Source organism: Amycolatopsis sp. CA-230715, assembly GCF_018736145.1.
GTDB lineage: Bacteria > Actinomycetota > Actinomycetes > Mycobacteriales > Pseudonocardiaceae > Amycolatopsis.
Genome location: NZ_CP059997.1, coordinates 3345908 through 3369799, shown reverse-complemented (window position 1 = coordinate 3369799; position 23892 = coordinate 3345908). Strand labels below are relative to the sequence as shown.

The following is a 23892-nucleotide window of genomic DNA, read 5'->3' as shown; positions in this document are numbered from 1 at the left end:
TCACCCGAGAACGGAGTTAGCGTTGCCCCCCTCCCGTCGCAAGCCACCGCAGCCGACACCCCGGCGCCCCCGGGTCGCCGGACTGCACAAGCCGGCCGGGAAACCGAGTCCCCGTCCACGACCGGAGCCCGCGGAGGCCGAGCAGGAGCCCGCCGACGAAGCGACCACAGTGGACGCGTTGACCGGCGAACCTTCGGCCGGCGCTGAAGAATCCGTTGTGGACAGTCCCGTCGAGGAGCAGGCGGAAGAGCCGGCTGAGCCCGCTGAGTCCATTGAGGACACCGTGGTGCAGCCGGGCGCCGACGCCGACGCGCCGGAGAAGGTGACACCGAAGCCGATTCCCCGCCGCAAGGCGAGGGACAGCGGAACGACGAAGCCCGAGAGTGAAGCGGTCGAGACCGAGCCGGAGCCTGCCGAAGGCGAGGACGAGCCGGTAGTGGCCTCGCCGGAACAGAAGGCGCGCAAGAAGAAGTTCATCCTCGCTGGCGCGCTGATTCTGGTCGGGCTGCTCCTCGCCGGGCTCGCGGTGTTCTTCAAGGTCAAACAGAACGAAGTGGACTCGGCCACCGGCAACGCCGCGCTGCTCGACATGGCGAAGACCGCCCAGGTGCAGCAGGACGTCCGCGCCGCCGTCGAAGCGCTGTTCTCCTACGACTTCAACGATCTGGGCAAGACGAAGAAGGCCGCGAACGACGTGCTGGTCACCGATACCGCGCGCGACAAGTACAACAAGGAGTTCGCCGAGGTCGAGCGGCTCGCGCCGCAGCAGAAGATGGTCGTCACGGTCAAGGTGACCCGTACCGCGCCGATCCTGATCGACGGCGACCGCGCCAAGGTGCTGGTGTTCGTCGACCAGACCTCGATCCGCACCGGCGGCGATCCCAAGGCGGCCAACAACAAGGTCGCGGGCGGTTCCCAGCTCTCGGTCACCGCGCAGCTCTCCGGCGGCAAGTGGAAGGTCGCCGACCTCGACGCCTACAACGGTGGCACGCCGACGCCGCAGGGTGAGCAGCCGCTGCCGTTGCCCGGCGGCCAACAGCAGCCGCCGCCGAGCAAGTAGTACGCCGAGTGGCCGCGTGCACGCGGCCAACTCGGTGATCTCGGGCGCCAACTCCGCCGAAACGACGGTGACCACACTCCTTTTCCGGGAAGCTCGAAGTGCCGGTGCCAGCACCGGTTCCGCTTACTGGGAGGAGTGGGGTTTTGACCCTGCACAGAAGACTCGCGCGCCGCGCGGCGATCATCGCCGCGGTGGGCGCGCTCACGGCGATGTCGTTGCCGAACATGGCGACGGCGGCACCGGCGACGAAGGTCTCCGGTGGCGAAACGCAACCGACGTTCTCCTACGCCGACGCGATTCGCGAAACGACCTATGTGGAGTCCTCGGTCGACGGCGACCACGACGGGAAGCCCGACCGGATCGCGGCCGACGTCATCCGGCCGAAGGAGAGCGACGCCGGGCTCAAGGTGCCGGTGATCATGGTGGCCAGCCCGTACTTCGCGCGTTACCCGGTGCCGATCCCGGAGAAGGAAAAGCGCGACAAGGCGAAGCTGGCGCCCGCGGGCGACGACGACTACAAGGACGTCGACGACGACGGCAGCCCCGCGAAGTTCCCCGACTGGTACGACAACTACTTCGTGCCGCGCGGGTACGCGGTGGTGCTGGTCGACGTGCCGGGCACCCGTGCCTCCGAAGGCTGCCTCACCTCGGGCGGCTCCACCGAAACCCTCGGCGTCAAGTCCGTTGTGGACTGGCTCGGCGGTAAGGGCAAGGCGTTCGACCACGCGGGCGCCGAGGTGTCCGCGGACTGGACCGACGGCAAGGTCGGCATGGTCGGGCGTTCGTGGCGCGGCACCGAGCCCAACGCGGTGGCCACGATGGACGTGCCGAACCTGAAGACGATCGTGCCGATCTCGGCGATCAGCAGCTGGTACGACTACATGCGGCTGGACGGGCAGGTCCGCTTCGCCGACTACCCGCGTGACCTGGCGAGCCGCGTCGGCTCGGCGCGGAAGGTTGACCCCGGCGAGTGCAAGCCGGTCTGGGACACTCTGGCCGCGGACAGCGCCGAGGACACCGGGAACTACAACGCCTTCTGGGACGAGCGGAACTACCTCAAGGACGTCTCGAAGGTGAAGGCCAGCGTGTTCATGGTGCACGGCCTCAACGACTGGAACGTGCTGACGCGCAACGGCCAGCAGTTCTGGGAGGGCCTCAAGGCGAACAACGTGCCGCGCAAGCTGTGGCTGCACCAAGAAGCGCACACCGACCCGTTCAACGTGCGCAACGCCGAATGGGTCAAGCAGCTGCACCACTGGTTCGACTACTGGCTCAAGGGCATCGAGAACGGTGTCATGGCGGAATCGCAGGTCGACGTCGAGCGCGCGCCGAACCAGTGGAAGACCTACGCGTCGTGGCCGCAGGGCACCTCGCAGCGGCTGTACCTGAACTCCGACGGCAGCTCGCCCACCCGGCTCACCCCGGTCGCCCCCAGGCCGCCCGGCCTCGGGACCGAGGTGCGCCTCACCGACTCGATCAACCAGACCGAGGCGCAGCTCATCGCGAACCCGCGGAAGGCGAACCCGAACCGGGTCGTCGCGCTCGGGGAGCCGTTGAAGGCCGACACGCGGATCAGCGGTGTCCCGACGATCTCGCTGACCGCCGACTTCAGCTCCGGCGGCGGCCCGCTGACCGCGCTGCTCGTCGACTACGGGACCGATACCCGCGTCAAGCACAGCGCCGACAGCGGTCAGATCGGTGTCGTGCCGACCGGTAACACGGTGTGCGTCGGCGAAGGCAACGCCGTCGACACGGGCTGCCTCGCCGAGTTCAAGCACGACCTGGCGACCACGGACGCCGAGGTCGTCGCGGAGGGCTGGACGAACTCGCAGCACCGCGAGTCGCTCACCCGCACCTCGGAGGTCAACCCCGGCCAGGCCTACGGCCTGACCTGGAAGCTCCAGCCGGAGGACTACGTGTTCAAGGCAGGGCACCGGGTCGGGCTGGTCATCGCGGCCACCGACTGCACCGCGATGCCCGACGGCTGCGCCGCGGCGGCGGGCGGCAAGGACCCGTGGCCCCGCGTGACCACGGACGTCCACGTCAACCAGACGTCGATCACCCTGCCCCTCGCCCCCTAACCCCCGCCCCGGCGACGACGTTTAGCGGGCTAAACGTCGTCGCCGGGTCACCGGCCCCGGAAGGCCCGCTCCGTCTCGGCGAGGTCGATCTTCACCATCCCGTAGGTCGCGTCGAGCACGCGGCCGCTCGCTTCGGCGTCGTCGCCGTAGAGGTACTCCTCGGTCACCGCGGCGACGATCTGCCAGGTCAGGCCCCACCGGTCGGTCAGCCAGCCGCATGCCTGCGGGGTCGCGCCCTCGGCCATGAACGCGTCCCAGACGGCGTCGATCTCCTCCTGCGTCTCGCACGGGACGAGCAGCGAGGTGCCCTCCGCGAACGAGAACTCCTCCCCGCCGTTGACCGCGAGGAACTTCTGGCCGAGCAGCTCGAACCGGATCGTCTGGACGCTGCCTTCCTGCCCGTGCTCGTCGTCGGCGCGGAACCGGGTCAGCCCGGTGATCCGCGAGTCCGGCAGCACGGAGGTGTAGAAGTCCACGGCTCCCTCGGCGTCGCTCTTGAATGCCAAGTGGGTGACGATCTTCTGCATGATGGGTTCCTTCCCCCGTCGACGACGTTTAGCCCGCTAAACGCACCTCGGGGGTCAGAGTTCCCTCGGGGTGGGGAGATTCGCGGGAACCGGATGAGCGTCACGGCCCGTCGTAGTACGGTGATAGCGCTCTGTGTCAACCGCTGGTCACCGGTTGTCGAGTTCACGAGGGGGTAGCTGACCATGCCGGACGGAACGACCTCGCCGATCCCGCTCATCCCGGGCGCCGGCGGCACGCAACCGACCGCGCCGCCACCCGGCGCGCCGCCGCTGCCGCTCCCGGTGGCCGGCCAGGTCACCTACTCGCAGCAGCCGCCGCCCCCGCCAACACCGCAGGGCTACCAGCCGCCCGCGACCATGTGCTACATGCCGGGCAAGGAGCCGCCGCCCCCGCCACCCCTGTCCGGCGGCTTCAAGATGGACATCGACGCCATGCGCGCCATCAAACCCAAGTGGGAAGCCCTCCGCGACAAGCTGCAGAAGCTGGAAACGAAGAGTTCGACCTTCACTTCCACGACGGCACCGGCTCGGGACGAGGCGAGTACTGGTCAGCTGCAGGCGGCTAGGGCCCATTCGGGAATCTACAACACCAGCATCAGCGATCAATTGAGCTATGCCAAAGGCTACGTGCAAGCTCTTGACGATGCGATCAAGAAAACCGAACAACAGGATGAAGCGGCGCGCAACGCGCTGCGTAAGCACGGTAAGGCTCTCTCGTGAAATTCCGGGTGTCCGCAACTCTGGTTTCCCTGGCCTTGGTGATTACTGGTTGCTCGGGTGCTCCCGAAACACCTACTGACACGACATCGGCTCCGCCGAGCTCGGGCTCTGATGACTCGAGCGGTGCGCCCAAGGTGCCGAACCCACTCAACACGGCAAAGTATGAACAGAACCCTTGCGGCATGGTGCCCCAAGCGAAGGCGGCAGCGCTGAGCGGTGCTGTCACGGCGAAAATGGACGAAGCAACCGCTGGAGGCAGCGTAGGGGCCAGTTGCTTCTGGAGTGACAGCGCGGCGGACGGGGTGCACATCGGCTTCGGCCACGCCGGGGTGGACAAGGTTTATCTCGACAACAAGGCCTTGGCGCGGCCGTACTTCACGCCGGTGAACGTCGGCGGCTATCCCGGCGTGTTCACGGATGTCGCCGATCGGCGGGCAAAAGGTGTCTGCAACATGACCCTGGGGACGGCAGACGATCGAATTATCGTGATCGGATCCAGTTTCAGCGCGAGGTCGCCGTTCTTGGCTGATCCGTGCGCTGTTGTGCAGAAGTACGCGGAAGCGGCGATCACGACCATGCGTGGGGGTGCGTAATGGGGTATGACGCTCCGAAGATCGTGGAGCTGGTCAACGGCGGTGACGGGCCGGACAGCATGTTCGCGAGTGGGCATGACGCTGGCGAAATGGCCACGCTGCACAACGAGATCGCGGGGGACATGAAAGCGCTCCAGAGCGAAATGTCCTCGCACTGGGAAGGGCCCGCCGCCGAGCAGGCGCGTGCCGGGGTCGGGCCGCTCATCCAGGCCTCCCAGGTCAGCGGTGAGCACCTGACCGAGGCCCAGAAGCTGTACGACGGGCAGGGCCGTTCCTTCAACGACCTCAGCGCGAAGGTGAAGGAGAACGACCCCGGTCCGAAGCCGGAGTCGACCTTCGCCAGCGACTGGGTGCCGATCTTCACCGACCAGGACGAGAAGATCGACGCCTGGAACGAGAAGGCCAAGAAGATCACCGAGGGCTACAGCCTCTACAACGGGCAGAGCCAGGACAACTCGGGGCGCTGGCCGCGCGACTACGGCCAGCTCGGCCTGCCTCCCGGCGGCTCCGACGTCTCGGTGAAGGAAGTCCCGACGGGGCCGGGCGATCCGGGCCGCGTCGGCGGCAACTCGCGGATTCGGTCCGGTGGCCAGAGCGGCGACACCGGCGGGTCCGGTTCGCACGTGCCCGCGCCGCCGCCGGGCGGTGGCCAGGTCGGCGCGCCGCCGCCGAGCCACGGCGGGACCGGCGGAGATGGCGGCGGGGGCCAGCAGCAGCCGCCGCGGACGCCGGTGCAACCGCCGCCGTCGTTCGACCCGCCGGACGACACCGATCCGGAGCGGTACGTACCGCCGCCGGTGCGCCCACCCGGTTTCACGCCGACGCCGACACCGAGCCCGCTGCCGGTCGGTTCCGGCGGCGACTCGAACGTGCCCTTCACCGGCATGCTCGGCGGTTACGGGCCGGTCGGCGGGTTCGGTCCCGGCGGCGGCTCCGAGAGCGGCGTCGGCGGCAGGGCCGGTGGCCCCGGGCAGGGCGGCGGTCCGGGGCAGGGCCGCATGACCGGCGGTGCCCCCGTGGCCGAGGGCGGCGCGGTCAAGGGCGGCGGCGCCGCGGGCGGGACGGCGGGCCGTCCCGGCGGTCAGGGCATCGGCGGCATGGCCCCCGGCGCGCGGGGCAAGGGCGAGGAGGACCGGGAGCACCAGCGGCCCGACTACCTGGTCGAGGCGGATCCCGACGAGTACTTCGGCACCGACGAGCGGACTTCACCGCCCGTGCTCGGGCTCTGAGCCGGTGCGGGTACTGAGCCGCCAGGTCGTGCTCAGCCAGGACAGCCTCGACCTGGCCGCGTCCTGGCTGAACCTCGGCCTGCCCACGACGCTCGAGCCGGAGCCGATGTGGCGCAGCGACGACGAGATCCGCGGCAGGGAGGACCGCACCCGCGCCGAGCTGGCCGACAACGGCCTGCTCGACCGAGGTGACCTCGACGAGGACTTCGCGGAGACCCTCCTGGTGCTCTGCCGGGCCGCCCAGGAGTACTTCTCCTACGTCCAGTCCCATGACGAGGAGTACCGCCTCCACGTCGCAGTTAGCGGGCAAAACGCGGTCTTCGCGTGCAACGTCCCCAACACCGGGCGCGTCCTCCTGCGCGCGGCACGCCCGGAGGCGCCGGTGGAGGACCTCGTCGTCGAGCTGCCCGATTGGGGCGCCGGTCACGGCGCGTCCCTGTCCGTGCCCGAAGCGGACCTCCGCGCCGCGATGGGCGGCGGGCGCGCGAGCGACGAGGCGCGCCGCATGCTGGCGCTGTTCGACCTGCCGCGGACCGGGGGAGGGCAGCTGTCGGCCGCGGTCCGCGACGGCCTCGGCTCGCACCGCAAGAGCCGCCGCGACGTCTGCACCTACTTGGACACCGAACGCGGGCGCTGGCTCTTCTCGTTCAGCGGCGAGGGTGAAGATCGTTACGTGAACGCCGCGCCCGCCCGGTACGAGACCGTCGTCGCGAAGGGGTACGAGCTCCGCGATCGCCTGCTCGACCCCCGCTGAGCACGCCTTTCCGGGGGCGGGCGGCTGCGCCATCCGGCGGAAAAACCACAGAGCGGCGCAGGTGCCCGGCTGGAGCTGGGAGTGGCATCTTGACTACCGGCGGGTTGAGGGTCAGGCTTACCAGCAACGGTCACGCCCTTGCGGGAGGGACGGACCGCGGAGGCATACCTGAAGACGTCACGGACGAGCTGTGGGCCCCATCGTGAGCGCCCCCTCGACAGAGTGCGTCTTTCGGGCTAGACTGCTTCTTTGCGCTGCCCTCTTTCAGGCTGCCCGGAACCGGTGGCTAGGATAGTGGGCACCACGGCACCCTTGACAGTCGCTTTAGTAGTTGCTAACGCGGCTGCCACCGCTCATTGTCCCCGGAAGGACGCATCTTGGCAGTCTCTCCCGCGAACCAGGCCACTGCTGCGACCACCTCTCCTGTCACCACATCGGCCTCATCGGGCATCCCCGGAGCACCCCTGCGTGTCTCCTTCGCGAAGATCCGCGAGCCGCTGAGCACGCCGAACCTGCTGGACGTGCAGATCAGGTCGTTCGAATGGTTTACCGGCGACGAGGCGTGGTTCGAACGCCGCGTCGAGGAAGGCGAAGAGAACCCGGTCGGCGGTCTCGAAGAGATCCTCAACGAGATCTCCCCGATCGAAGACTTCTCCGGTTCCATGTCGCTGTCCTTCTCCGACCCGCGCTTCGACGAGGTCAAGGCCTCCGTCGAGGAGTGCAAGGACAAGGACATGACGTACGCGGCCCCGCTGTTCGTGACCGCCGAGTTCGTCAACAACAACACCGGCGAGATCAAGAGCCAGACGGTCTTCATGGGTGACTTCCCGGTGATGACCGACAAGGGCACCTTCATCATCAACGGCACCGAGCGTGTCGTGGTCTCGCAGCTGGTCCGGTCGCCCGGCGTCTACTTCGACGCCAGTGTCGACAAGGCGACCGACAAGGACGTCTTCAGCACCAGGATCATCCCGAGCCGGGGTGCCTGGCTGGAGTTCGACGTCGACAAGCGCGACACCGTCGGCGTCCGCATCGACCGCAAGCGCCGCCAGCCGGTCACCGTGCTGCTGAAGGCGCTCGGCTGGACCACCGAGGCGATCCGCGAGCGCTTCCACTTCAGCGAGACGCTGCTGGCCACGCTGGAGAAGGACCACACCGCGGGCACCGACGAGGCGCTGCTCGACATCTACCGCAAGCTGCGCCCCGGCGAGCCGCCGACGAAGGAGAGCGCGCAGACGCTGCTGGAGAACCTGTTCTTCAAGGCGAAGCGCTACGACCTCGCCAAGGTCGGCCGGTACAAGGTCAACAAGAAGCTGGGCCTGTCGACCCCGTACGACACTGGCACGCTGACCGAAGAGGACATCGTCTCGACCATCGAGTACCTGGTCCGGCTGCACGCCGGCGAGGACAAGATGACCAGCGCGACGAACCCCGAGCTGGAGCTGCCGGTCGAGACCGACGACATCGACCACTTCGGCAACCGCCGCCTGCGCACCGTCGGCGAGCTGATCCAGAACCAGATCCGGGTCGGGCTCTCCCGCATGGAGCGCGTCGTGCGCGAGCGGATGACCACGCAGGACGTCGAGGCGATCACGCCGCAGACCCTGATCAACATCCGCCCGGTGACGGCCGCGATCCGCGAGTTCTTCGGCACCTCGCAGCTGTCGCAGTTCATGGACCAGAACAACCCGCTGTCCGGGCTGACCCACAAGCGCCGCCTCTCGGCGCTCGGCCCCGGCGGTCTGTCCCGTGAGCGCGCCGGCATGGAGGTCCGCGACGTCCACCCGTCGCACTACGGCCGCATGTGCCCGATCGAGACGCCGGAAGGCCCGAACATCGGCCTGATCGGCTCGCTGTGCTCGTACGCGCGGGTCAACCCGTTCGGCTTCATCGAGACGCCGTACCGCAAGGTCGTCGAGGGCCGGGTCACCGACCAGGTCGACTACCTGACCGCGGACGAGGAGGACCGGTTCGTCAAGGCGCAGGCCAACGCGCCGATCACCGACGACGGCCACTTCGTGGAAGACCGCGTCATGGTCCGCCGGAAGGGCGGCGAGGTCGAGCTGATCGACCCGATGGACGTGGACTACATGGACGTCTCGCCGCGCCAGATGGTGTCGGTCGCGACCGCGATGATCCCGTTCCTCGAGCACGACGACGCGAACCGCGCGCTGATGGGCGCGAACATGCAGCGCCAGGCCGTGCCGCTGCTCCGCAACTCGGCGCCGCTGGTCGGCACCGGGGTGGAGCTGCGCGCCGCGGTCGACGCCGGTGACGTGCTCACCGCCATCGAGGCCGGTGTCGTCGAGGAGCTCTCGGCGGACCTGATCACGGTCATGCACGACGACGGGACGCGGAAGAGCTACAGCCTCTACAAGTTCCGCCGCTCGAACCACGGCACCTGCTTCAACCACCGCCCGATCGTCAACGAAGGCGACCGGGTGGAGAAGGGCCAGGTCATCGCCGACGGCCCGTCCACCGAGAACGGTGAGATGGCGCTCGGCAAGAACCTGCTCGTGGCGGTCATGCCGTGGGAGGGTCACAACTACGAGGACGCGATCATCCTCTCCGAGCGCCTGGTGCAGGACGACGTGCTCACGTCGATCCACATCGAGGAGCACGAGATCGACGCCCGCGACACCAAGCTGGGCGCCGAGGAGATCACCCGGGACATCCCGAACGTCTCCGAGGAGGTGCTCGCCGACCTCGACGAGCGCGGCATCATCCGCATCGGCGCCGAGGTCCGCGACGGCGACATCCTGGTCGGGAAGGTCACGCCGAAGGGCGAGACCGAGCTGACCCCGGAGGAGCGCCTGCTCCGCGCGATCTTCGGCGAGAAGGCCCGCGAAGTCCGCGACACCTCGCTGAAGGTGCCGCACGGCGAGACCGGCAAGGTCATCGGCATCCGCGTGTTCTCGCGCGAGGACGACGACGAGCTGCCCCCCGGCGTCAACGAGCTGGTCCGCGTCTACGTGGCCCAGAAGCGGAAGATCCAGCCGGGCGACAAGCTCGCCGGGCGGCACGGGAACAAGGGTGTCATCGGCAAGATCCTGCCCGCCGAGGACATGCCGTTCATGGAGGACGGCACCCCGGTCGACATCATCCTGAACACGCACGGTGTGCCGCGACGGATGAACATCGGCCAGGTGCTCGAACTGCACCTCGGCTGGCTCGCCTCGCAGGGGTGGAAGATCGAGGGCAGCCCGGACTGGGCGAAGAACCTGTCCCAGGACCTCTACGACGTGGAAGCCGGCACGAACACCGCGACCCCGGTGTTCGACGGCGCCAAGGAGGAGGAGCTCACCGGCCTGCTCGCGTCGACGAAGCCGAACCGCGACGGCGACCGCATGGTCCAGCCGGACGGCAAGGCGACGCTGCTGGACGGGCGCTCCGGCGAGCCGTTCCCGTACCCGGTCTCGGTTGGCTACATGTACATCCTGAAGCTGCACCACCTGGTCGACGACAAGATCCACGCCCGGTCGACCGGTCCGTACTCGATGATCACCCAGCAGCCGCTCGGTGGTAAGGCGCAGTTCGGTGGCCAGCGCTTCGGTGAGATGGAGTGCTGGGCGATGCAGGCCTACGGCGCGGCGTACACGCTGCAGGAGCTGCTGACCATCAAGTCCGACGACGTGGTGGGCCGCGTGAAGGTCTACGAGGCCATCGTCAAGGGCGAGAACATCCCGGACCCGGGTATCCCGGAGTCGTTCAAGGTGCTGTTGAAGGAGCTGCAGTCGCTCTGCCTCAACGTCGAGGTCCTGTCCTCCGACGGTGCGGCGATCGAGATGCGCGACTCCGACGACGAGGACCTCGAGCGCGCCGCGGCGAACCTCGGCATCAACCTGTCCCGCAACGAGTCGCCCTCGGTGGACGACGTCGTTCAATGACCGCGCTCCCGGGTCGGGAGATGCCTCCCGCGTAGCCCGACCCGGGTAGCCGCCCCGCTAGCCACATCTATCCCAAGGGGATGCAAGCTTTGCTGGACGTCAATTTCTTCGACGAACTCCGCATCGGTCTGGCCACCGCCGACGACATCCGCCAGTGGTCCTTCGGTGAGGTCAAGAAGCCGGAGACCATCAACTACCGCACGCTCAAGCCGGAGAAGGACGGGCTCTTCTGCGAGAAGATCTTCGGTCCCACCCGGGACTGGGAGTGCTACTGCGGCAAGTACAAGCGCGTGCGCTTCAAGGGCATCATCTGCGAGCGCTGCGGCGTCGAGGTGACCCGCGCGAAGGTCCGCCGCGAGCGCATGGGCCACATCGAGCTGGCCGCCCCGGTCACCCACATCTGGTACTTCAAGGGTGTCCCGTCGCGGCTGGGCTACCTGCTCGACCTGGCGCCGAAGGATCTCGAGAAGATCATCTACTTCGCCGCCTACGTGATCACCGGCGTCAACACCGAGCTGCGGCACAACGACCTGCCGACGCTCGAGAACGAGATCGGTGTCGAGCGCAAGAACATCGAGACCAAGCGCGACTCCGACATCGAGGCGCGGGCGCAGAAGCTCGAAGCCGACCTCGCCGAGCTCGAGGCGGAGGGCGCCAAGTCCGACGTCCGGCGCAAGGTCAAGGAGGGCGGCGAGCGCGAGATGCGCCAGCTCCGCGACCGGGCCCAGCGCGAGCTGGACCGGCTCGAGGAGGTCTGGACCACCTTCACGAAGCTCGACACCCGCCAGCTGATCGCCGACGAGCTGCTCTACCGCGAGCTCGTCGACCGTTACGGCGAGTACTTCACCGGTGGCATGGGTGCCGAGTCCATCCAGAAGCTGGCGACCGAGTTCGACGTCGCCGCCGAGGCCGAGAACCTGCGCGACACCATCCGCAACGGCAAGGGGCAGAAGAAGCTCCGCGCGCTGAAGCGGCTGAAGGTCGTCGCGGCGTTCCAGGCCACCGGCAACGACCCGCGCGGCATGGTGCTCGACGCCGTCCCGGTGATCCCGCCGGACCTGCGCCCGATGGTCCAGCTCGACGGTGGCCGCTTCGCCACCTCCGACCTGAACGACCTCTACCGCAGGGTGATCAACCGGAACAACCGGTTGAAGCGGCTGATCGACCTCGGCGCGCCCGAGATCATCGTCAACAACGAGAAGCGGATGCTGCAGGAGGCCGTCGACGCGCTGTTCGACAACGGCCGCCGCGGCCGCCCGGTGACCGGTCCGGGTAACCGCCCGCTGAAGTCGCTGTCCGACCTGCTCAAGGGCAAGCAGGGCCGGTTCCGCCAGAACCTGCTCGGCAAGCGCGTCGACTACTCGGGCCGTTCGGTCATCATCGTCGGGCCGCAGCTGAAGCTGCACCAGTGCGGTCTGCCGAAGGACATGGCGCTCGAGCTGTTCAAGCCGTTCGTGATGAAGCGGCTGGTCGACCTGAACCACGCGCAGAACATCAAGTCCGCCAAGCGGATGGTGGAGCGCTCGCGGCCGCAGGTGTGGGACGTGCTCGAAGAGGTCATCACCGGCCACCCGGTGATGCTGAACCGCGCGCCGACCCTGCACCGCCTCGGCATCCAGGCCTTCGAGCCGCAGCTGGTGGAAGGCAAGGCCATCCAGCTGCACCCGCTGGTCTGCGAGGCGTTCAACGCGGACTTCGACGGTGACCAGATGGCCGTGCACCTGCCGCTGTCCGCGGAGGCGCAGGCCGAGGCCCGCATCCTGATGCTGTCGGCGAACAACATCCTTTCGCCCGCGTCGGGCCGTCCGCTCGCCATGCCGCGACTGGACATGGTGACCGGTCTGTTCCACCTGACCAGGCTCAACGAAGAGGCCGTCGGCGCCGGGCAGGCGTTCTCCTCGCCCGCCGAAGCGCTGATGGCGTTCGACCGCAAGTCGCTCGGGCTGCACGCGCCGATCAAGATCCGCATCAAGGACCGTCAGCCCGCCAAGGCCGACGTCGCCAAGCTGGCCGAAAACGGCTGGGAGCCCGGCAGGACCTGGCTCGCGGAGACCACGCTCGGCCGGGTGCTGTTCAACGAGCTGCTGCCAGCCGACTACCCGTACGTCAACGAGCCGATGCCGAAGAAGCGGCAGGCCGCGATCGTCAACGACCTCGCGGAGCGGTACTCGATGACGCAGGTCGCGCAGACGCTCGACCGCCTCAAGGACGCCGGGTTCTACTGGGCCACCCGCTCGGGTGTCACGGTAGCGATCTCCGACGTGCTGGTGCCCGAGGAGAAGAAGGGCATCCTCGAGGAGTACGAGCGCAAGGCGGACCAGGTCGAGAAGCGCTACCAGCGCGGTCAGCTCTCGCACGCCGAGCGGAACAACGAGCTCGTCAAGGTGTGGGGCCAGGCGACCGAGGACGTCGCGAAGGTGATGGAAGCCCACTTCCCCGACGACAACCCGATCTCGATGATCGTGAAGTCGGGCGCGGCGGGCAACATGACGCAGGTCCGGTCGCTGGCCGGGATGCGTGGCCTGGTGTCCAACCCGAAGGGTGAGTACATCCCGCGCCCGATCAAGGCCAACTTCCGTGAAGGCCTGTCGGTGGCGGAGTACTTCATCGCGACGCACGGTGCCCGTAAGGGTCTGGCGGACACGGCGCTCCGTACCGCGGACTCCGGTTACCTGACCCGTCGTCTGGTGGACGTCTCGCAGGACGTCATCGTCCGCGAGGTCGACTGCGGGACCAGCCGCGGCATCAACATGAAGATCGGCGAGGCCGGCACGGACGGCACCATCCTCCGCGACCAGCACGTCGAGACGAGCACCTACGCCAGGTGCCTCGCGGAGGACGTCTCCGACAGCAGCGGCAACGTGGTGCTCAACCGCGGTGACGACCTCGGCGACCCGGCGATCGAGAAGCTGGTCTCCAGCGGCATCGTCAAGGTCAAGGTGCGCAGCGTGCTCACCTGCGAGTCGGCCGTCGGTATCTGCGCCACCTGCTACGGACGTTCGATGGCGACCGGTCAGCTCGTGGACGTCGGCGAGGCCGTCGGCATCGTCGCGGCGCAGTCGATCGGTGAGCCCGGTACCCAGCTGACGATGCGTACCTTCCACCAGGGTGGTGTCGCCGGTGACGACATCACCACGGGTCTTCCCCGTGTCACCGAGCTCTTCGAGGCTCGCGTGCCGAAGGGCAAGGCGCCGATCGCCGACGTCGATGGCCGCGTGCGCATCGAGGAGAGCGAACGCTTCTGGAAGATCACGCTGATCCCGGACGACGGCGGCGAAGAGATCGTCTTCGACAAGCTGTCCAAGCGCCAGCGGCTCGCGAACACCCCGAACGGCCCGCTCGGCGACGGCGACCACGTCGCGGTCGGCCAGCAGCTGCTCGAGGGCACGCCGGACCCGCACGAGGTCCTGCGCGTGATGGGCCCGCGCGAGGCGCAGATGCACCTGGTGGACGAGGTCCAGAAGGTGTACCGGGCGCAGGGTGTGTCGATCCACGACAAGCACATCGAGGTCATCGTCCGGCAGATGCTGCGCCGGGTGACGATCATCGACTCCGGTGCCACGGACTTCCTGCCGGGCGAGCTGCCCGAGCGGACCAAGTTCGAGGCGAAGAACCGGGCGTCGGTCGCCGAGGGCGGCGAGCCCGCCTCCGGCCGTCCCGTGCTGATGGGGATCACGAAGGCCTCGCTGACCACGGACTCCTGGCTGTCCGCGGCGTCGTTCCAGGAGACCACGCGTGTCCTGACCGACGCGGCGATCAACGGCCGCAGCGACAAGCTGATCGGCCTCAAGGAGAACGTGATCATCGGTAAGCTGATCCCGGCCGGTACCGGTATCAACCGCTACCGGAACATCCAGGTGCAGCCGACCGAGGAGGCGCGGGTCGCGGCGTACGCGATCCCGTCCTACGACGACGGCTACTACACGCCGGACGTCTTCGGCTCCACCCCCGGTGCCGCGGTTCCGCTGGACGACTACGACTTCGGTCGAGACTTCCGCTGACCCGCACCTGACAGTCGGATCGGGCCCCCGAGCACTCAGCTCGGGGGCCCTTTCCGTACCCGGCCCGAAGTGCGTTTAGCGGGCTAAATGTAGAAGTGAGCAGGGCTAAGTAAGTTCCCGGCCTGAGCGGGGCGTCAGCTGGTCGGGGCGGGTTCGGTCGACGCCGTGCGGGGTCGGGAGCGCTTCCGCTTCGGGAAGTAGGTCGCCCTGGCCAGCCGGTATCCGATCGCCAGTGCCAGCGCCCCGAGCAGAGCCAGGAAGACCGCGATGTCCTTGCCTTCGATCAGTGGGTTCCAGGGCAGCGGCCCGATGGAGACCGGGACGACGTCGCCCCTGGCCGGTTTCCCCCACGAAGTCCACCGGAAGTCTTCGACCTGGTGGGTGGATCCGCCGCGGTCGTAGTGGCCGTCGACGAAGGTTTCGTGGTGGACCGCCGAGGCGGAGCTGACGCGCTCGACCGTGAAGTCCACCTGCGGGGCGAGCCCGGTCACGGCCAGGAAGCCGTTCCCGGCAAGGGAAAGCCCCACCGCGGCGAGCGCGACCACGAACAGCGTCCGTACCGCGAGCGAGACCGCGGACAGCGGTTGCCTGCTCGCCGCGCGGCGCCGGGCGTTCACCGGTGCCGTCAGCGAGTTCCCGGAAACCGGGGCCGCGGTTTCCGGTGCGGTGTCGCGCAGCGCGACGAACTGTTCGGTGAACTCGTGGTTTCCGGAGCCGGTGCGCCAGGCGCCGGACGGGACGGTCGTCGCCAGTTCGGCCAGGTGCGCGGCGTTGTCGAACAGCTTGTCCTCGGTGAGCGGGCCGGACTGGGCCGTCCACAGCGAGCCGTGGTGGAAGGCGACCTCCCGCACCCGGAACCACGGCCGGTCGAGCAGCAGCGCGCGCGTCTTCTCGTCCAACGCCGCACGAGCGAACGCGGAATCGTTGGTGCGCAAGGAAAAACGCTTCGTGAACGCGTTGTCGTCGAGTTCGAAGTCTTCGAGTGCGACGTCGGGCAGCGGTGCGCCGATCGCGTTCCTGGTGATCCGCATGTCTTCGAACGGGTGGAATTCGCCCGGCTCCAGCCCGCCGAACTTCTCCTGCTGCTCCGCCGTGGAACGCGCCTGCACGAGCAGGGTCGGCACGTGCGGTGTCCTGAGCTGCACCAGGCTGTACGTGCTGTCGACCGCGTCGGCCGCTTTGGCAGCCGAGCCGGGATCGCGGTCGTCGCGGGGAATGCCGTCGGAGGTGCGGTACTGGACACCCGATATCCGGTACCCGCGGAGGTCGAATTCGAGGGCCGCGCGAAAACCGGCGGCGGGATCGGCGCTGTCGACCGGTCGTCCCCGGTGGTAGAGGATGCCGAAACTCGGCTTTTCGGGTTCGTCACCGGAGAAGTAGCTGCCGTGGTTGTCCGCGACGACCTTCGCCATCCAGGTGCGCTGCCGCCAGGCGAACAACCACACCAGCACCGCCACGATCGCCGGAACCGCCCACCAGAGGGTCGACGGGATGCTGCTGGAGGTTCCCCAGTCGAGCCACCACTGCGTCGTTTCGCTCGCCGCCGCGGCGGCGAGCGAATACAGCACGAGCGATGGTGTGCGGCCCCGGCCGGTCATCCCGGTCCGCCGCTCCAGCCATTGGGCGAGGTACACCAGGACGACGGCGACGGCGTACCCGCCGAGGATGAGCCAGGGGCCGAGCAGGGCGAGGTCCACTATTGATCCATATCGAGGTTCTTGCGGGTTTCGTCCGCGTCTTGCGCCCCGCCGATGTCCCCCTGCTTGCCCCGGTTGCGCTGGGTTTCGAGGTTGTCGGCGGTTTTCGCGAGCATATCGATGGCCGCTTTGTCCTGGTAGGCGCTGCCCTTCCCGAGGTCCTTCGGGTTGACGCCGACCGTCTGCTTGAGCACCTGCCCCGGCACGCCCTTCGCCACGTCGACCAAGGCATCGCCGGTCGCCGAAAGGCGGCTGCCGGTGGCCTTCGCCATCGCGCCGCCGACCGCCTTCTCCATCCCCGGCGTGACGCGGCCCGCCTTGGACAGCTTCGAGCCCTGCTTGATCAGGTCGTCGGTCCACTTGGCCATGAAGCCCATGAACTTTTCCAGCAGCTGTCCCAGCTTTCCGAGGTGCTTGGTGATCTTGCTGAACGCGCTCGCGGCTTTCGCGATCGACGCGGTCATGGCGGCGGCGACCGAGGAGCCGAGACTGACGATCGACGCGGCCAGCGCGGGCAGCCAGATGTAGATCAGCGTGCTGACGAGCTCCGAGATGATCGCCTTGACGACCTCTTCGATGACGGTCATGACCATCGACCACATCGTCAGCGTCTCGGCGACCGAGCCCGCGCTCGAGCCGATTCCCTTGATACCGACGGAAAAATCGCCGAGCGCGTTGCGCGCGGCTTCGCCCGCGTCGCCCTGCCAGTCCTTGACCGCCTTGTCACCGGTCGCCACGAAGTCGTCGGCGAGCGCGACGAAACCCTTGCCGATGCTTTCGAAGTTCGCCGACGCGGTCTTCAGGGCCGGGCCGTCACCGGTCACGAAGTGCAGCGCGTCCTGCAGCGGCTGGACCAGTTCGAGCAGGATGTTCAGCCCGTTGCTGACCAGCCAGCCGATCGGGTCGAGCACGAAGCTCGCCATGTCCATGCCCGCGCTCGCGACGAATCCGGCCCCGTCGGTGACGAGCTGCGCGCTCGCGTTGGCGAGATCGCCGGCATTCTCGGCGTCCCCGAACTTCTTGGCGGCGTCCGCGATCGTGCTGTAGCCCTTGCCGATGACCGGCGTCTTCTTCAGCGCGTTCTCGGCGTTCTTCCCGAAGCTCTCCTCGTAGCCGTCGACCTTGACGGTGCCGGCGACGCTGGGCTTTTCCTCGGCCATGACGCATCCCTTCAGCGCGGTCCGTCGATTTCGGCCTTGTACTTGCCCAGCATCAGGGCGGCGTCGTTGTCGTTGCCGTCGTAGATCTCGGCCGCCTTGGTCAGCTTGGCGGAGAACGCGTCGACGCCGGTTTTCATGGCTTCGAGCAGCTCCCGCAGTTCGCTCAGCTTGCCGGTGTAGGTCTCCTTGACCGCGAGCCCGATCAGGCCCCAGGACTTGTCCGTGACGTCGGCCTGGTCGACGAGCTTGCCGAACTTCTCGGCCTCGCCGTGGTAGTAGCCGAGGTCCTGGGAGTACTTCTTCAACGCGGCCGTGTCGACGACGTGGCCCTGCTGTCCGGTACCGGGACCGCTCATCGGTGCCCCTCCTGGTCGTCCTGGTCGTCGAACAGGGAGCTGAGGAACTGGTCGCCGGCCGAGCCGCTGCTGGGCGGCGGCGGGGCGGGCTTCTCGTCCGAACCGAACACCGAGCTCTGGCTGAAGTCCTCGTCGGGCGACGGCGCTTCGCGCTTCTTCGGCCGCAGCTCGTCGACCGTGGTGCCCAACGCCTCGGCCTGTGCTTCGAGTACCCTGTCCTGCGCGCTCAGGTCGCCGAACGCGCCGCTGCCGAGATGGGCGTCGACGAGTCCGGCCTGCTGGTAGGCGGCGTCGGCCACGGCCTGCCGCAAGGTGGTCATGATCGTGGCCGACAGGGTTCCCGGCTCCTGCCGGAGCGCCTCGGCGGTGAGCCGGATGTCCTTGACCGCGCCGCCGGGGCCCGCGACCACCGTGACCGAGCCGTCCGGCGACGCGGCGCGCGATTCCAGCGCGGTCAGCTCCGTCTGCATCTGCTCGACGTTCGAGAACCGGGTCTCGGCCTGTTTGACCTTCGCTTGGACCTTCTCGAACTCGGCCTTGAGGGCCTCCAGCTCAGCGGACATGGCGCCGCCCCTCATCTCTGCTCAGTCGGCACATCTGTTCAGTCGGCACATCTGTTCAGTCGGCTCAGTGGCGTCAAGTATGCGTCCTCTGCGCCGATTGGGCCCGATATCACCACATTTCCGAATTCTGTTCACCTTCGGTCTGACCTGCGTTTAGCGGGCTAAACGTCGCGGGCGGGCACCGGTCAGGGGTGCGGGGAGCCGCGCCGGACGGGGAAGTCGAAGTAGGTGTCCGGGTAGGGCTCGTTCTTGAGGGTGTAGTGCCACCACTCCTCGGGCAGGTTGGTCATGCCGACGCCTTCGAGGGTGCGCTTCAGCAGTTGCCGGTTTTCGCGGGCCGCGCCGGTGATCGCGGGGTTGTCGGTGTGCGCGAGCGGGTCGAAGCAGTCGAAGCCGGTGCCCATGTCGATCGTGTTGTCGGGGAACCGGGTGCCGACCGGCGCGAAGCATGGGCGCAGCGGCTCGCCGGGAAAGTACGGGCGCTGCGGCCGGACGGGGAGCTTCACCAGCGTCAGGTCCATGGTGCTGCCGCGGCTGTGCCCCGACTTCGCCGCGATGTACCCGTCTTCGAACAGCTTGGACTTGTCGACGTTCGGATAGAACTCGGCCTTCATGCGCCGGTCCCGCAGGCGCTCCGCCCAGCGCACGAAATCGGTGACCGCGCGCTGTGGGCGGTAGCAGTCGTAGACCTTCAGCGAGTAGCCGCGGGGGAGCAGTTGCGCCTGGGCTCGGCGCAGCGCTTCGGCCGCGGGGCGGGTGAGGATGCACATTGGCTCGTAGTAGCCGCGCACCGGCCTGCCGACGAAGTTGTGCATCGTCGAATACCGGATGTCCTGCCGGATCGTCGGGTCGACATCGTGCAGCGCCACGAACGTCGACGGTGCGGGAGGTGCCGCCGCGCTCACGGGAGCCGTCGTGACGGCGACCAGGACGCCCACCAGGGCCAGCGCGCGGACAGCGCGCGAGAGGAAGGTCCGCATGCCCCCGTCATAGCAGCCGGACGGGGTGGCCGGAAGTGCGTTTAGCCCGCTAAACGCAGGTCAGGGTGCTCCGGCGCAGTCGGTGCGGCAAGGGGGTGAGTTCCCGGTGTTTATAACGAATTGGTCACGGCTTGGAGGGGGCCGAATGGCGGTGCGGGTTGGTTCGTAACGGCCAGTGACGATTGCTCGTCGTTCGTTGCCATCTGATGGGAAATTACCCACACGGGCGACCCGAATGCGGGTCTAATCGGGCAAAATGGGCGAACGCATTACTCCGTTCGGGTGTGTCTCAGTCCTTGATCTCAAGATTGACGCCTTTCACACTTCACGCGACTATTTCGCCCATGTCCGCACGCGTTGCCCTGGTTTGGCGCCTTCACGTTGACTTGCGTCAGCAAGCCAGCGCGCTGTGTATGACTTTCTGATCCTCCCTCCGAAGAACGTGCGCCCGTCACCGTAGCGGCGCCGTATCTCCTTGCTGTGCAACGAAATCTGGCGTTGCGCAAGTCTTTCCCCGTCGTGCGCCGGAAACGGTTCGCGTCCTTTCCGGGGAGAGCCGTGCCCTTTTCCTGTCGAAGGCGCGCGGGATCATTTCTTCTGAAACCACCGGAGTGCGAATGTTATCGAAATCGCCCACGTGGCGAAAAGTGCTGATCGGCGGCGTGGCGGCGGTACTCGCCGCCGGTGCCGTCACCTACACCGGTTCCACCACCAACGCCTACGCCGACGTCCAGGTGTCCACGGACGCGAAGACGGCGTCCGACGGCAAGCAGTACTGGGTGCAGAACCACCTGGTGTCGAAGGACGTCGCGCAGGCCAAGGCCAGCGCCGGCGACAAGCGGAAGAAGTGGCTCCTGGTCTGGGCCGGTGACGAGAACATCGCCGACACACTGGTCAAGGACGTCAAGAACCTGCCGGGATCGCTCGGCGGCGGGCTCGGCAAGATCCGCAACGCGCTGCCGGGCCCGGACTTCCTCGCCGTCATCGACGCGACCGAGGGGTCGCCGACCTACGGCAAGGTCGTCAACACCGCCACGGTCGGCCCGCTGGTGGAGAACGAGCCGCACCACATGCAGTACGTGTGGCACAAGGGCGACACCATCTACGCCGGTGCGCTCTTCGCCGCGGCCACCTACGCGTTCGACGTCAGCGCGCTGCCGCAGCTGAAGCTGAAGGGCGTCAGCCTGCCGACGCAGACGCTCGGCGGCTCCGTGCCCGACGCGTACTGGACGCTGAAGGACGGCACGTCCTACGGCACCTACATGGGCGGCCCGGTCGTGCCGGGGCCGTACCGGTACGACAACGGCCAGGTCGTGATCGGCAACGGCTTCGCGGGCAGTCCCGGCGAGGTCGTGCGCTTCGACAAGGACGGCAAGGTCCTTTCGCAGAGCCCGGCGGCCACGCCACAGGGCGACAACCAGAAGCTGTGCGACAACCTCCCGCAGCTCGGGGCGCCGACCTGCGCGAACCCGCACGGCATCCAGGCTCGCGAGGACCTGAACACGCTGGTCACGAGCGATTACGCGGAACCGAGAAACATCATCCTCGACCCGGTGAAGCAGCCGTCGCCGTACCTGCGCCGCCCGACGGTGCGGACCTACGACATCTCCGACCGCAACCACCCGAAGCTGAAGACGGTGTCGTACCTGCCCGACGGGCCCCGCGCCGATCCGAAGGACCCGCTGCACTCCGAAAGCCGTGCGGTTATGGAGACCACGGTGACCAACCTGCCGGGGCACAAGGGCGCGTTCGCCCAGACCATGCAGGGCGGCGCGGTCTACTACACGCCGGACATCACCGCGCGCGAGCCACATTGGCGCGAGGTGTTCGACGACGGCTCGGCCAACAAGGCGATCTACGACAAGAACGACGCGAACGGCGCCAGCTCGAACGGCGGCTGGATCCAGACCAGCCCGGACGACAAGTACCTGTACCGGGCGATCGTGGGCAGGCAGAAGGGCACCCTTTCGCCGGACGACCCCGGCACCACAGGCGGCGTCTACGTGCTCGACATCCAGAAGCTGCTCGCGGCGGGCCCGAACTACGAAGGGTCGATCGACACGAAGGAAAAGGCGCAGAACGGCGGGGGCGGCGTGCTGCCGACCGTCGTCGGCGCGGCCCCGATCAACCCCGGCGTGCCGGGCGCGGGCCCGCACTGGGGCGCCTACGACCACTTCGCGCTCGGCGCCGACGGGTACTACCACGAGAGCGCGCCGCAGCACCTCGCGGTGTCGAACTACTTCGTCGCGAGGTCCGGTTTGGACGGTGACCACAAGGTCAACCTGCTGAACCTCGGTCCGGACGGGAAGGTCGCGGTGGACCAGAACTTCCGCGACGAGTTCACCGGGCAGGTCGGGATCAACTTCAACCGGAAGTCCTGGCCGCACGGTGACTTCGGCAACGCCAAACCCCACTCCGAACTGTTCGTCGTCGCGGACGCGGACCTGAAGTAACCGGCACGGGCGGGGCGGCGCACACCGCCCCGCCCGTCCTCAGGAAGGCTCCACAATGGACCATGGTGCACAGATGAGCACCGGCTCGGCCGGTGTCGACGTCGTGGCGCTCCTCCTGCGCCTCGTGCTGCTCTTCGGCAGCGCGGTGGTGGCCGGAGTCGGCCTGCTGCGGCCCCTGGTCGGTGAGCTCGGGCGCAGGCTCACCGTGGTCGTCGCCGCGCTGGCCGGGGTTTCCGCGGTGCTCGCGATCGTCTCGATCTTCACCGTCGACGCGAACGTCGTCGGCGCGGTCGTGCACGCGGCGCTCGCCGTCGCGATCGCGGGCCTGTTGCCGAAACCGGGCGTGGCCCGTTGGCTGTCCGCGGTGCTGGTCGTGCTCCTCGTGATCGAGACCGCGCTCGGCAGTTCCGGCATCGACTTCGCGGTCGACACGGTGTTCGTCGCCGGCGCCACGGTGTGGCTCGGCGTCGCCGCGCTGTCGCTCGGGGTGGCACCGGAGGAATGGCGCAGTTCGTCGCTGCGGCTCGGGCCGCTCGCGATCACACTCGGCGGGCTGCTCGTCCTCGCGGGCGGAACGCAGCTCGCGTTGTCCGGCATCGGATTCGACCGCAGGCTCTACGGCAGCGCGTTCGGGGTCGCGCTGCTCGCGATCGTCGCGCTGGCGCTCGTGGCGACGGTCGTCGCGGCCGTCCCGCGCGCCGACCCAGGCCGGACCTACCGGCTCGGTGCCGCGGCGGTCGCGGTGGGCTTCGTCGCCTGGAGCGCGCTTGCCGCGATCCCGAAACCGCCGGAACTGCCGGTGCCCGGCGTGCCGTTGCTCGCCTCGGTTTCCGTGGCGGACCAAGACGTTCCGGTGCTCGTCAGCCCGCAGCGACCAGGCCGGAACCTGGTGCACGTGCCCGCGACGGCGGGCGAGGTGTCGGTCGCCGTCGAAGGGGGACAACCCGTGCGGGCGTCCGCGCGGGCGGGCGCCGAAGGCAGCTGGGCCGAGGTGGACCTGCCCGACGGCCGCAGCGACCTGGTCATCACGAAGAACGATTCGCCCGCGAAAGTCGAAGTCGACGCGGGCACGGACAAGGGTGTCGCGAGCGCGGCGGGCAGCGACGGCCCGGAATGCGCGGCGGCCGCGCTCGGCGGCCTGCTGAACAATCGCCGCACCGTCCTCACCGCCTGCCCGTCGGACGCGCTCGGCGACGAAGACGCGGACGCGCTGCGCAAGCTCGTCGGATTCCTCGCCGAGCGCAAGGCACCGGTCATCGACCTCGTCGCCGACGAGACCGCACGCGGTGCCGCTGCGGCGAAGGTCGTCCGTGAAGCGGCGGCGCGGAGGAACATCCCGGTCGCGGCGGGGCAGAGCCCCGACGGCGCGCTCGTGGTCGTCTCCGGATGGGACCTCGGCTACCGGACCATGCGGGACGCGGCGGCGGCACAACGGGAAAGGCCCACCTACGGCTACGGCCTGTACGCGGCGCCGTGGCTGCTGCACGGGCCGATCGTGAACCTGGTGGCCAGCTCGTCGATCCCGCTGCGGTTCGACCCGCGGGAGCAGCTCGCGGTGAGCTACGCGGTGACCGTCGGGAACGGCTTCGGCGGGGAGAGCCCGTCGGTCGCGGGATTCCGGAACTGGCTCGGCGACCAATGGCGCTCGGTCGGCGGCGAGGTGCAGATCTTCGCCTCGGCGCAGGTGAACGCGATGCCGATGTACCCGAACGAACCGCATCCGCCGGGAATGGTGATGGCGCGCGACTATCGAGGGCAGTGGGTGCCGGAAGGAACTGTCGTACCGGTGAGCGTGCCGCTCAAATCCTGACTTCCGCTCGTCCGGTCGAGC

Annotated in this window: 16 protein-coding genes; 10 read left to right on the top strand and 6 right to left on the bottom strand. The window is 68.3% G+C overall.

The annotated features are described in order from the left end of the window. Positions 1-22: 22 nt before the first annotated feature. The gene (locus HUW46_RS15700; RefSeq protein ID WP_215547976.1) at positions 23-1060 is read left to right on the top strand and encodes a hypothetical protein; all 1038 of its coding nucleotides are present in this window, start codon (positions 23-25) and stop codon (positions 1058-1060) included. A gap of 143 nt (positions 1061-1203) precedes the next feature. Further along, complete coding sequence (locus tag HUW46_RS15695) at positions 1204-3141, top strand: Xaa-Pro dipeptidyl-peptidase (protein ID WP_215547975.1); 1938 nt, start codon at positions 1204-1206, stop codon at positions 3139-3141. A 47-nt stretch (positions 3142-3188) separates the two neighbouring features. On the opposite strand, the gene HUW46_RS15690 is transcribed toward HUW46_RS15695, so the two are convergent. After that, entirely contained in the window at positions 3189-3668 is a 480-nt protein-coding gene (locus HUW46_RS15690) for a VOC family protein (protein ID WP_215547974.1), read from the bottom strand. 183 nt (positions 3669-3851) lie between these two features. On the opposite strand from HUW46_RS15690, the gene HUW46_RS15685 reads away from it, so the two are divergent. The 6 genes from HUW46_RS15685 (at position 3852) to HUW46_RS15660 (ending at position 14852) form a co-directional block, all read left to right on the top strand. Further along, the gene (locus HUW46_RS15685) at positions 3852-4388 is read left to right on the top strand and encodes a hypothetical protein (protein WP_215547973.1); all 537 of its coding nucleotides are present in this window, start codon (positions 3852-3854) and stop codon (positions 4386-4388) included. Next, a complete protein-coding gene (locus HUW46_RS15680; RefSeq protein ID WP_215547972.1) occupies positions 4385-4981 on the top strand; it encodes a DUF3558 domain-containing protein in 597 nt (198 codons plus the stop codon). Before HUW46_RS15685 ends, HUW46_RS15680 begins: the two co-directional genes overlap by 4 nt. Next, positions 4981-6210 (top strand): hypothetical protein, encoded by a 1230-nt coding sequence (locus HUW46_RS15675; RefSeq protein WP_215547971.1) that lies wholly within the window; start codon positions 4981-4983, stop codon positions 6208-6210. The genes HUW46_RS15680 and HUW46_RS15675 overlap by 1 nt, the downstream gene beginning before the upstream one ends. A gap of 4 nt (positions 6211-6214) precedes the next feature. Beyond that, entirely contained in the window at positions 6215-6964 is a 750-nt protein-coding gene (locus HUW46_RS15670) for an ESX secretion-associated protein EspG (RefSeq protein WP_215547970.1), read from the top strand. A 377-nt stretch (positions 6965-7341) separates the two neighbouring features. After that, positions 7342-10851, top strand: a complete 3510-nt coding sequence (rpoB, locus tag HUW46_RS15665; protein WP_215547969.1) for a DNA-directed RNA polymerase subunit beta — start codon at positions 7342-7344, stop codon at positions 10849-10851. Positions 10852-10940: 89 nt separating this feature from the next. Further along, the gene (locus tag HUW46_RS15660; RefSeq protein WP_215549896.1) at positions 10941-14852 is read left to right on the top strand and encodes a DNA-directed RNA polymerase subunit beta'; all 3912 of its coding nucleotides are present in this window, start codon (positions 10941-10943) and stop codon (positions 14850-14852) included. Positions 14853-14986: 134 nt separating this feature from the next. On the opposite strand, the gene HUW46_RS15655 is transcribed toward HUW46_RS15660, so the two are convergent. The 5 genes from HUW46_RS15655 to HUW46_RS15635 all read right to left on the bottom strand — a co-directional run bounded on the left by HUW46_RS15655 (position 14987) and on the right by HUW46_RS15635 (position 19608). Beyond that, a complete protein-coding gene (locus HUW46_RS15655) occupies positions 14987-16549 on the bottom strand; it encodes a hypothetical protein (RefSeq protein ID WP_215547968.1) in 1563 nt (520 codons plus the stop codon). Further along, the gene (locus HUW46_RS15650; RefSeq protein ID WP_215547967.1) at positions 16549-17709 is read right to left on the bottom strand and encodes a hypothetical protein; all 1161 of its coding nucleotides are present in this window, start codon (positions 17707-17709) and stop codon (positions 16549-16551) included. The genes HUW46_RS15655 and HUW46_RS15650 overlap by 1 nt, the downstream gene beginning before the upstream one ends. A gap of 11 nt (positions 17710-17720) precedes the next feature. Next, the gene (locus tag HUW46_RS15645; RefSeq protein WP_215547966.1) at positions 17721-18065 is read right to left on the bottom strand and encodes a type VII secretion target; all 345 of its coding nucleotides are present in this window, start codon (positions 18063-18065) and stop codon (positions 17721-17723) included. Beyond that, positions 18062-18628 (bottom strand): YbaB/EbfC family nucleoid-associated protein, encoded by a 567-nt coding sequence (locus tag HUW46_RS15640; RefSeq protein ID WP_215547965.1) that lies wholly within the window; start codon positions 18626-18628, stop codon positions 18062-18064. The genes HUW46_RS15645 and HUW46_RS15640 overlap by 4 nt, the downstream gene beginning before the upstream one ends. A 185-nt stretch (positions 18629-18813) precedes the next feature. Next, a complete protein-coding gene (locus tag HUW46_RS15635; RefSeq protein WP_215547964.1) occupies positions 18814-19608 on the bottom strand; it encodes a M15 family metallopeptidase in 795 nt (264 codons plus the stop codon). Between the two features lie 617 nt (positions 19609-20225). Between HUW46_RS15635 and HUW46_RS15630 the strand changes: the two genes are divergently transcribed. After that, complete coding sequence (locus tag HUW46_RS15630) at positions 20226-22061, top strand: selenium-binding family protein (protein ID WP_254126202.1); 1836 nt, start codon at positions 20226-20228, stop codon at positions 22059-22061. Positions 22062-22134: 73 nt separating this feature from the next. Then, positions 22135-23871 carry a hypothetical protein gene (locus HUW46_RS15625; protein ID WP_331477251.1) on the top strand — a complete coding sequence of 579 codons (1737 nt, stop codon included), beginning with the start codon at positions 22135-22137 and terminating at the stop codon, positions 23869-23871. The last annotated feature ends 21 nt before the right edge of the window (positions 23872-23892 follow it).

Bases quoted from the DNA above. Each gene is read 5' to 3' on its own strand.
- HUW46_RS15635 (WP_215547964.1), bottom strand. From the start codon at position 19,608: ATGCGGACCTTCCTCTCGCGCGCTGTCCGCGCGCTGGCCCTGGTGGGC.
- HUW46_RS15645 (WP_215547966.1), bottom strand. From the start codon at position 18,065: ATGAGCGGTCCCGGTACCGGACAGCAGGGCCACGTCGTCGACACGGCC.
- HUW46_RS15675 (WP_215547971.1), top strand. From the start codon at position 4,981: ATGGGGTATGACGCTCCGAAGATCGTGGAGCTGGTCAACGGCGGTGAC.
- HUW46_RS15650 (WP_215547967.1), bottom strand. From the start codon at position 17,709: ATGGCCGAGGAAAAGCCCAGCGTCGCCGGCACCGTCAAGGTCGACGGC.
- HUW46_RS15685 (WP_215547973.1), top strand. From the start codon at position 3,852: ATGCCGGACGGAACGACCTCGCCGATCCCGCTCATCCCGGGCGCCGGC.
- HUW46_RS15625 (WP_331477251.1), top strand. From the start codon at position 22,135: ATGAGCACCGGCTCGGCCGGTGTCGACGTCGTGGCGCTCCTCCTGCGC.
- HUW46_RS15690 (WP_215547974.1), bottom strand. From the start codon at position 3,668: ATGCAGAAGATCGTCACCCACTTGGCATTCAAGAGCGACGCCGAGGGA.
- HUW46_RS15630 (WP_254126202.1), top strand. From the start codon at position 20,226: ATGTTATCGAAATCGCCCACGTGGCGAAAAGTGCTGATCGGCGGCGTG.
- HUW46_RS15640 (WP_215547965.1), bottom strand. From the start codon at position 18,628: ATGTCCGCTGAGCTGGAGGCCCTCAAGGCCGAGTTCGAGAAGGTCCAA.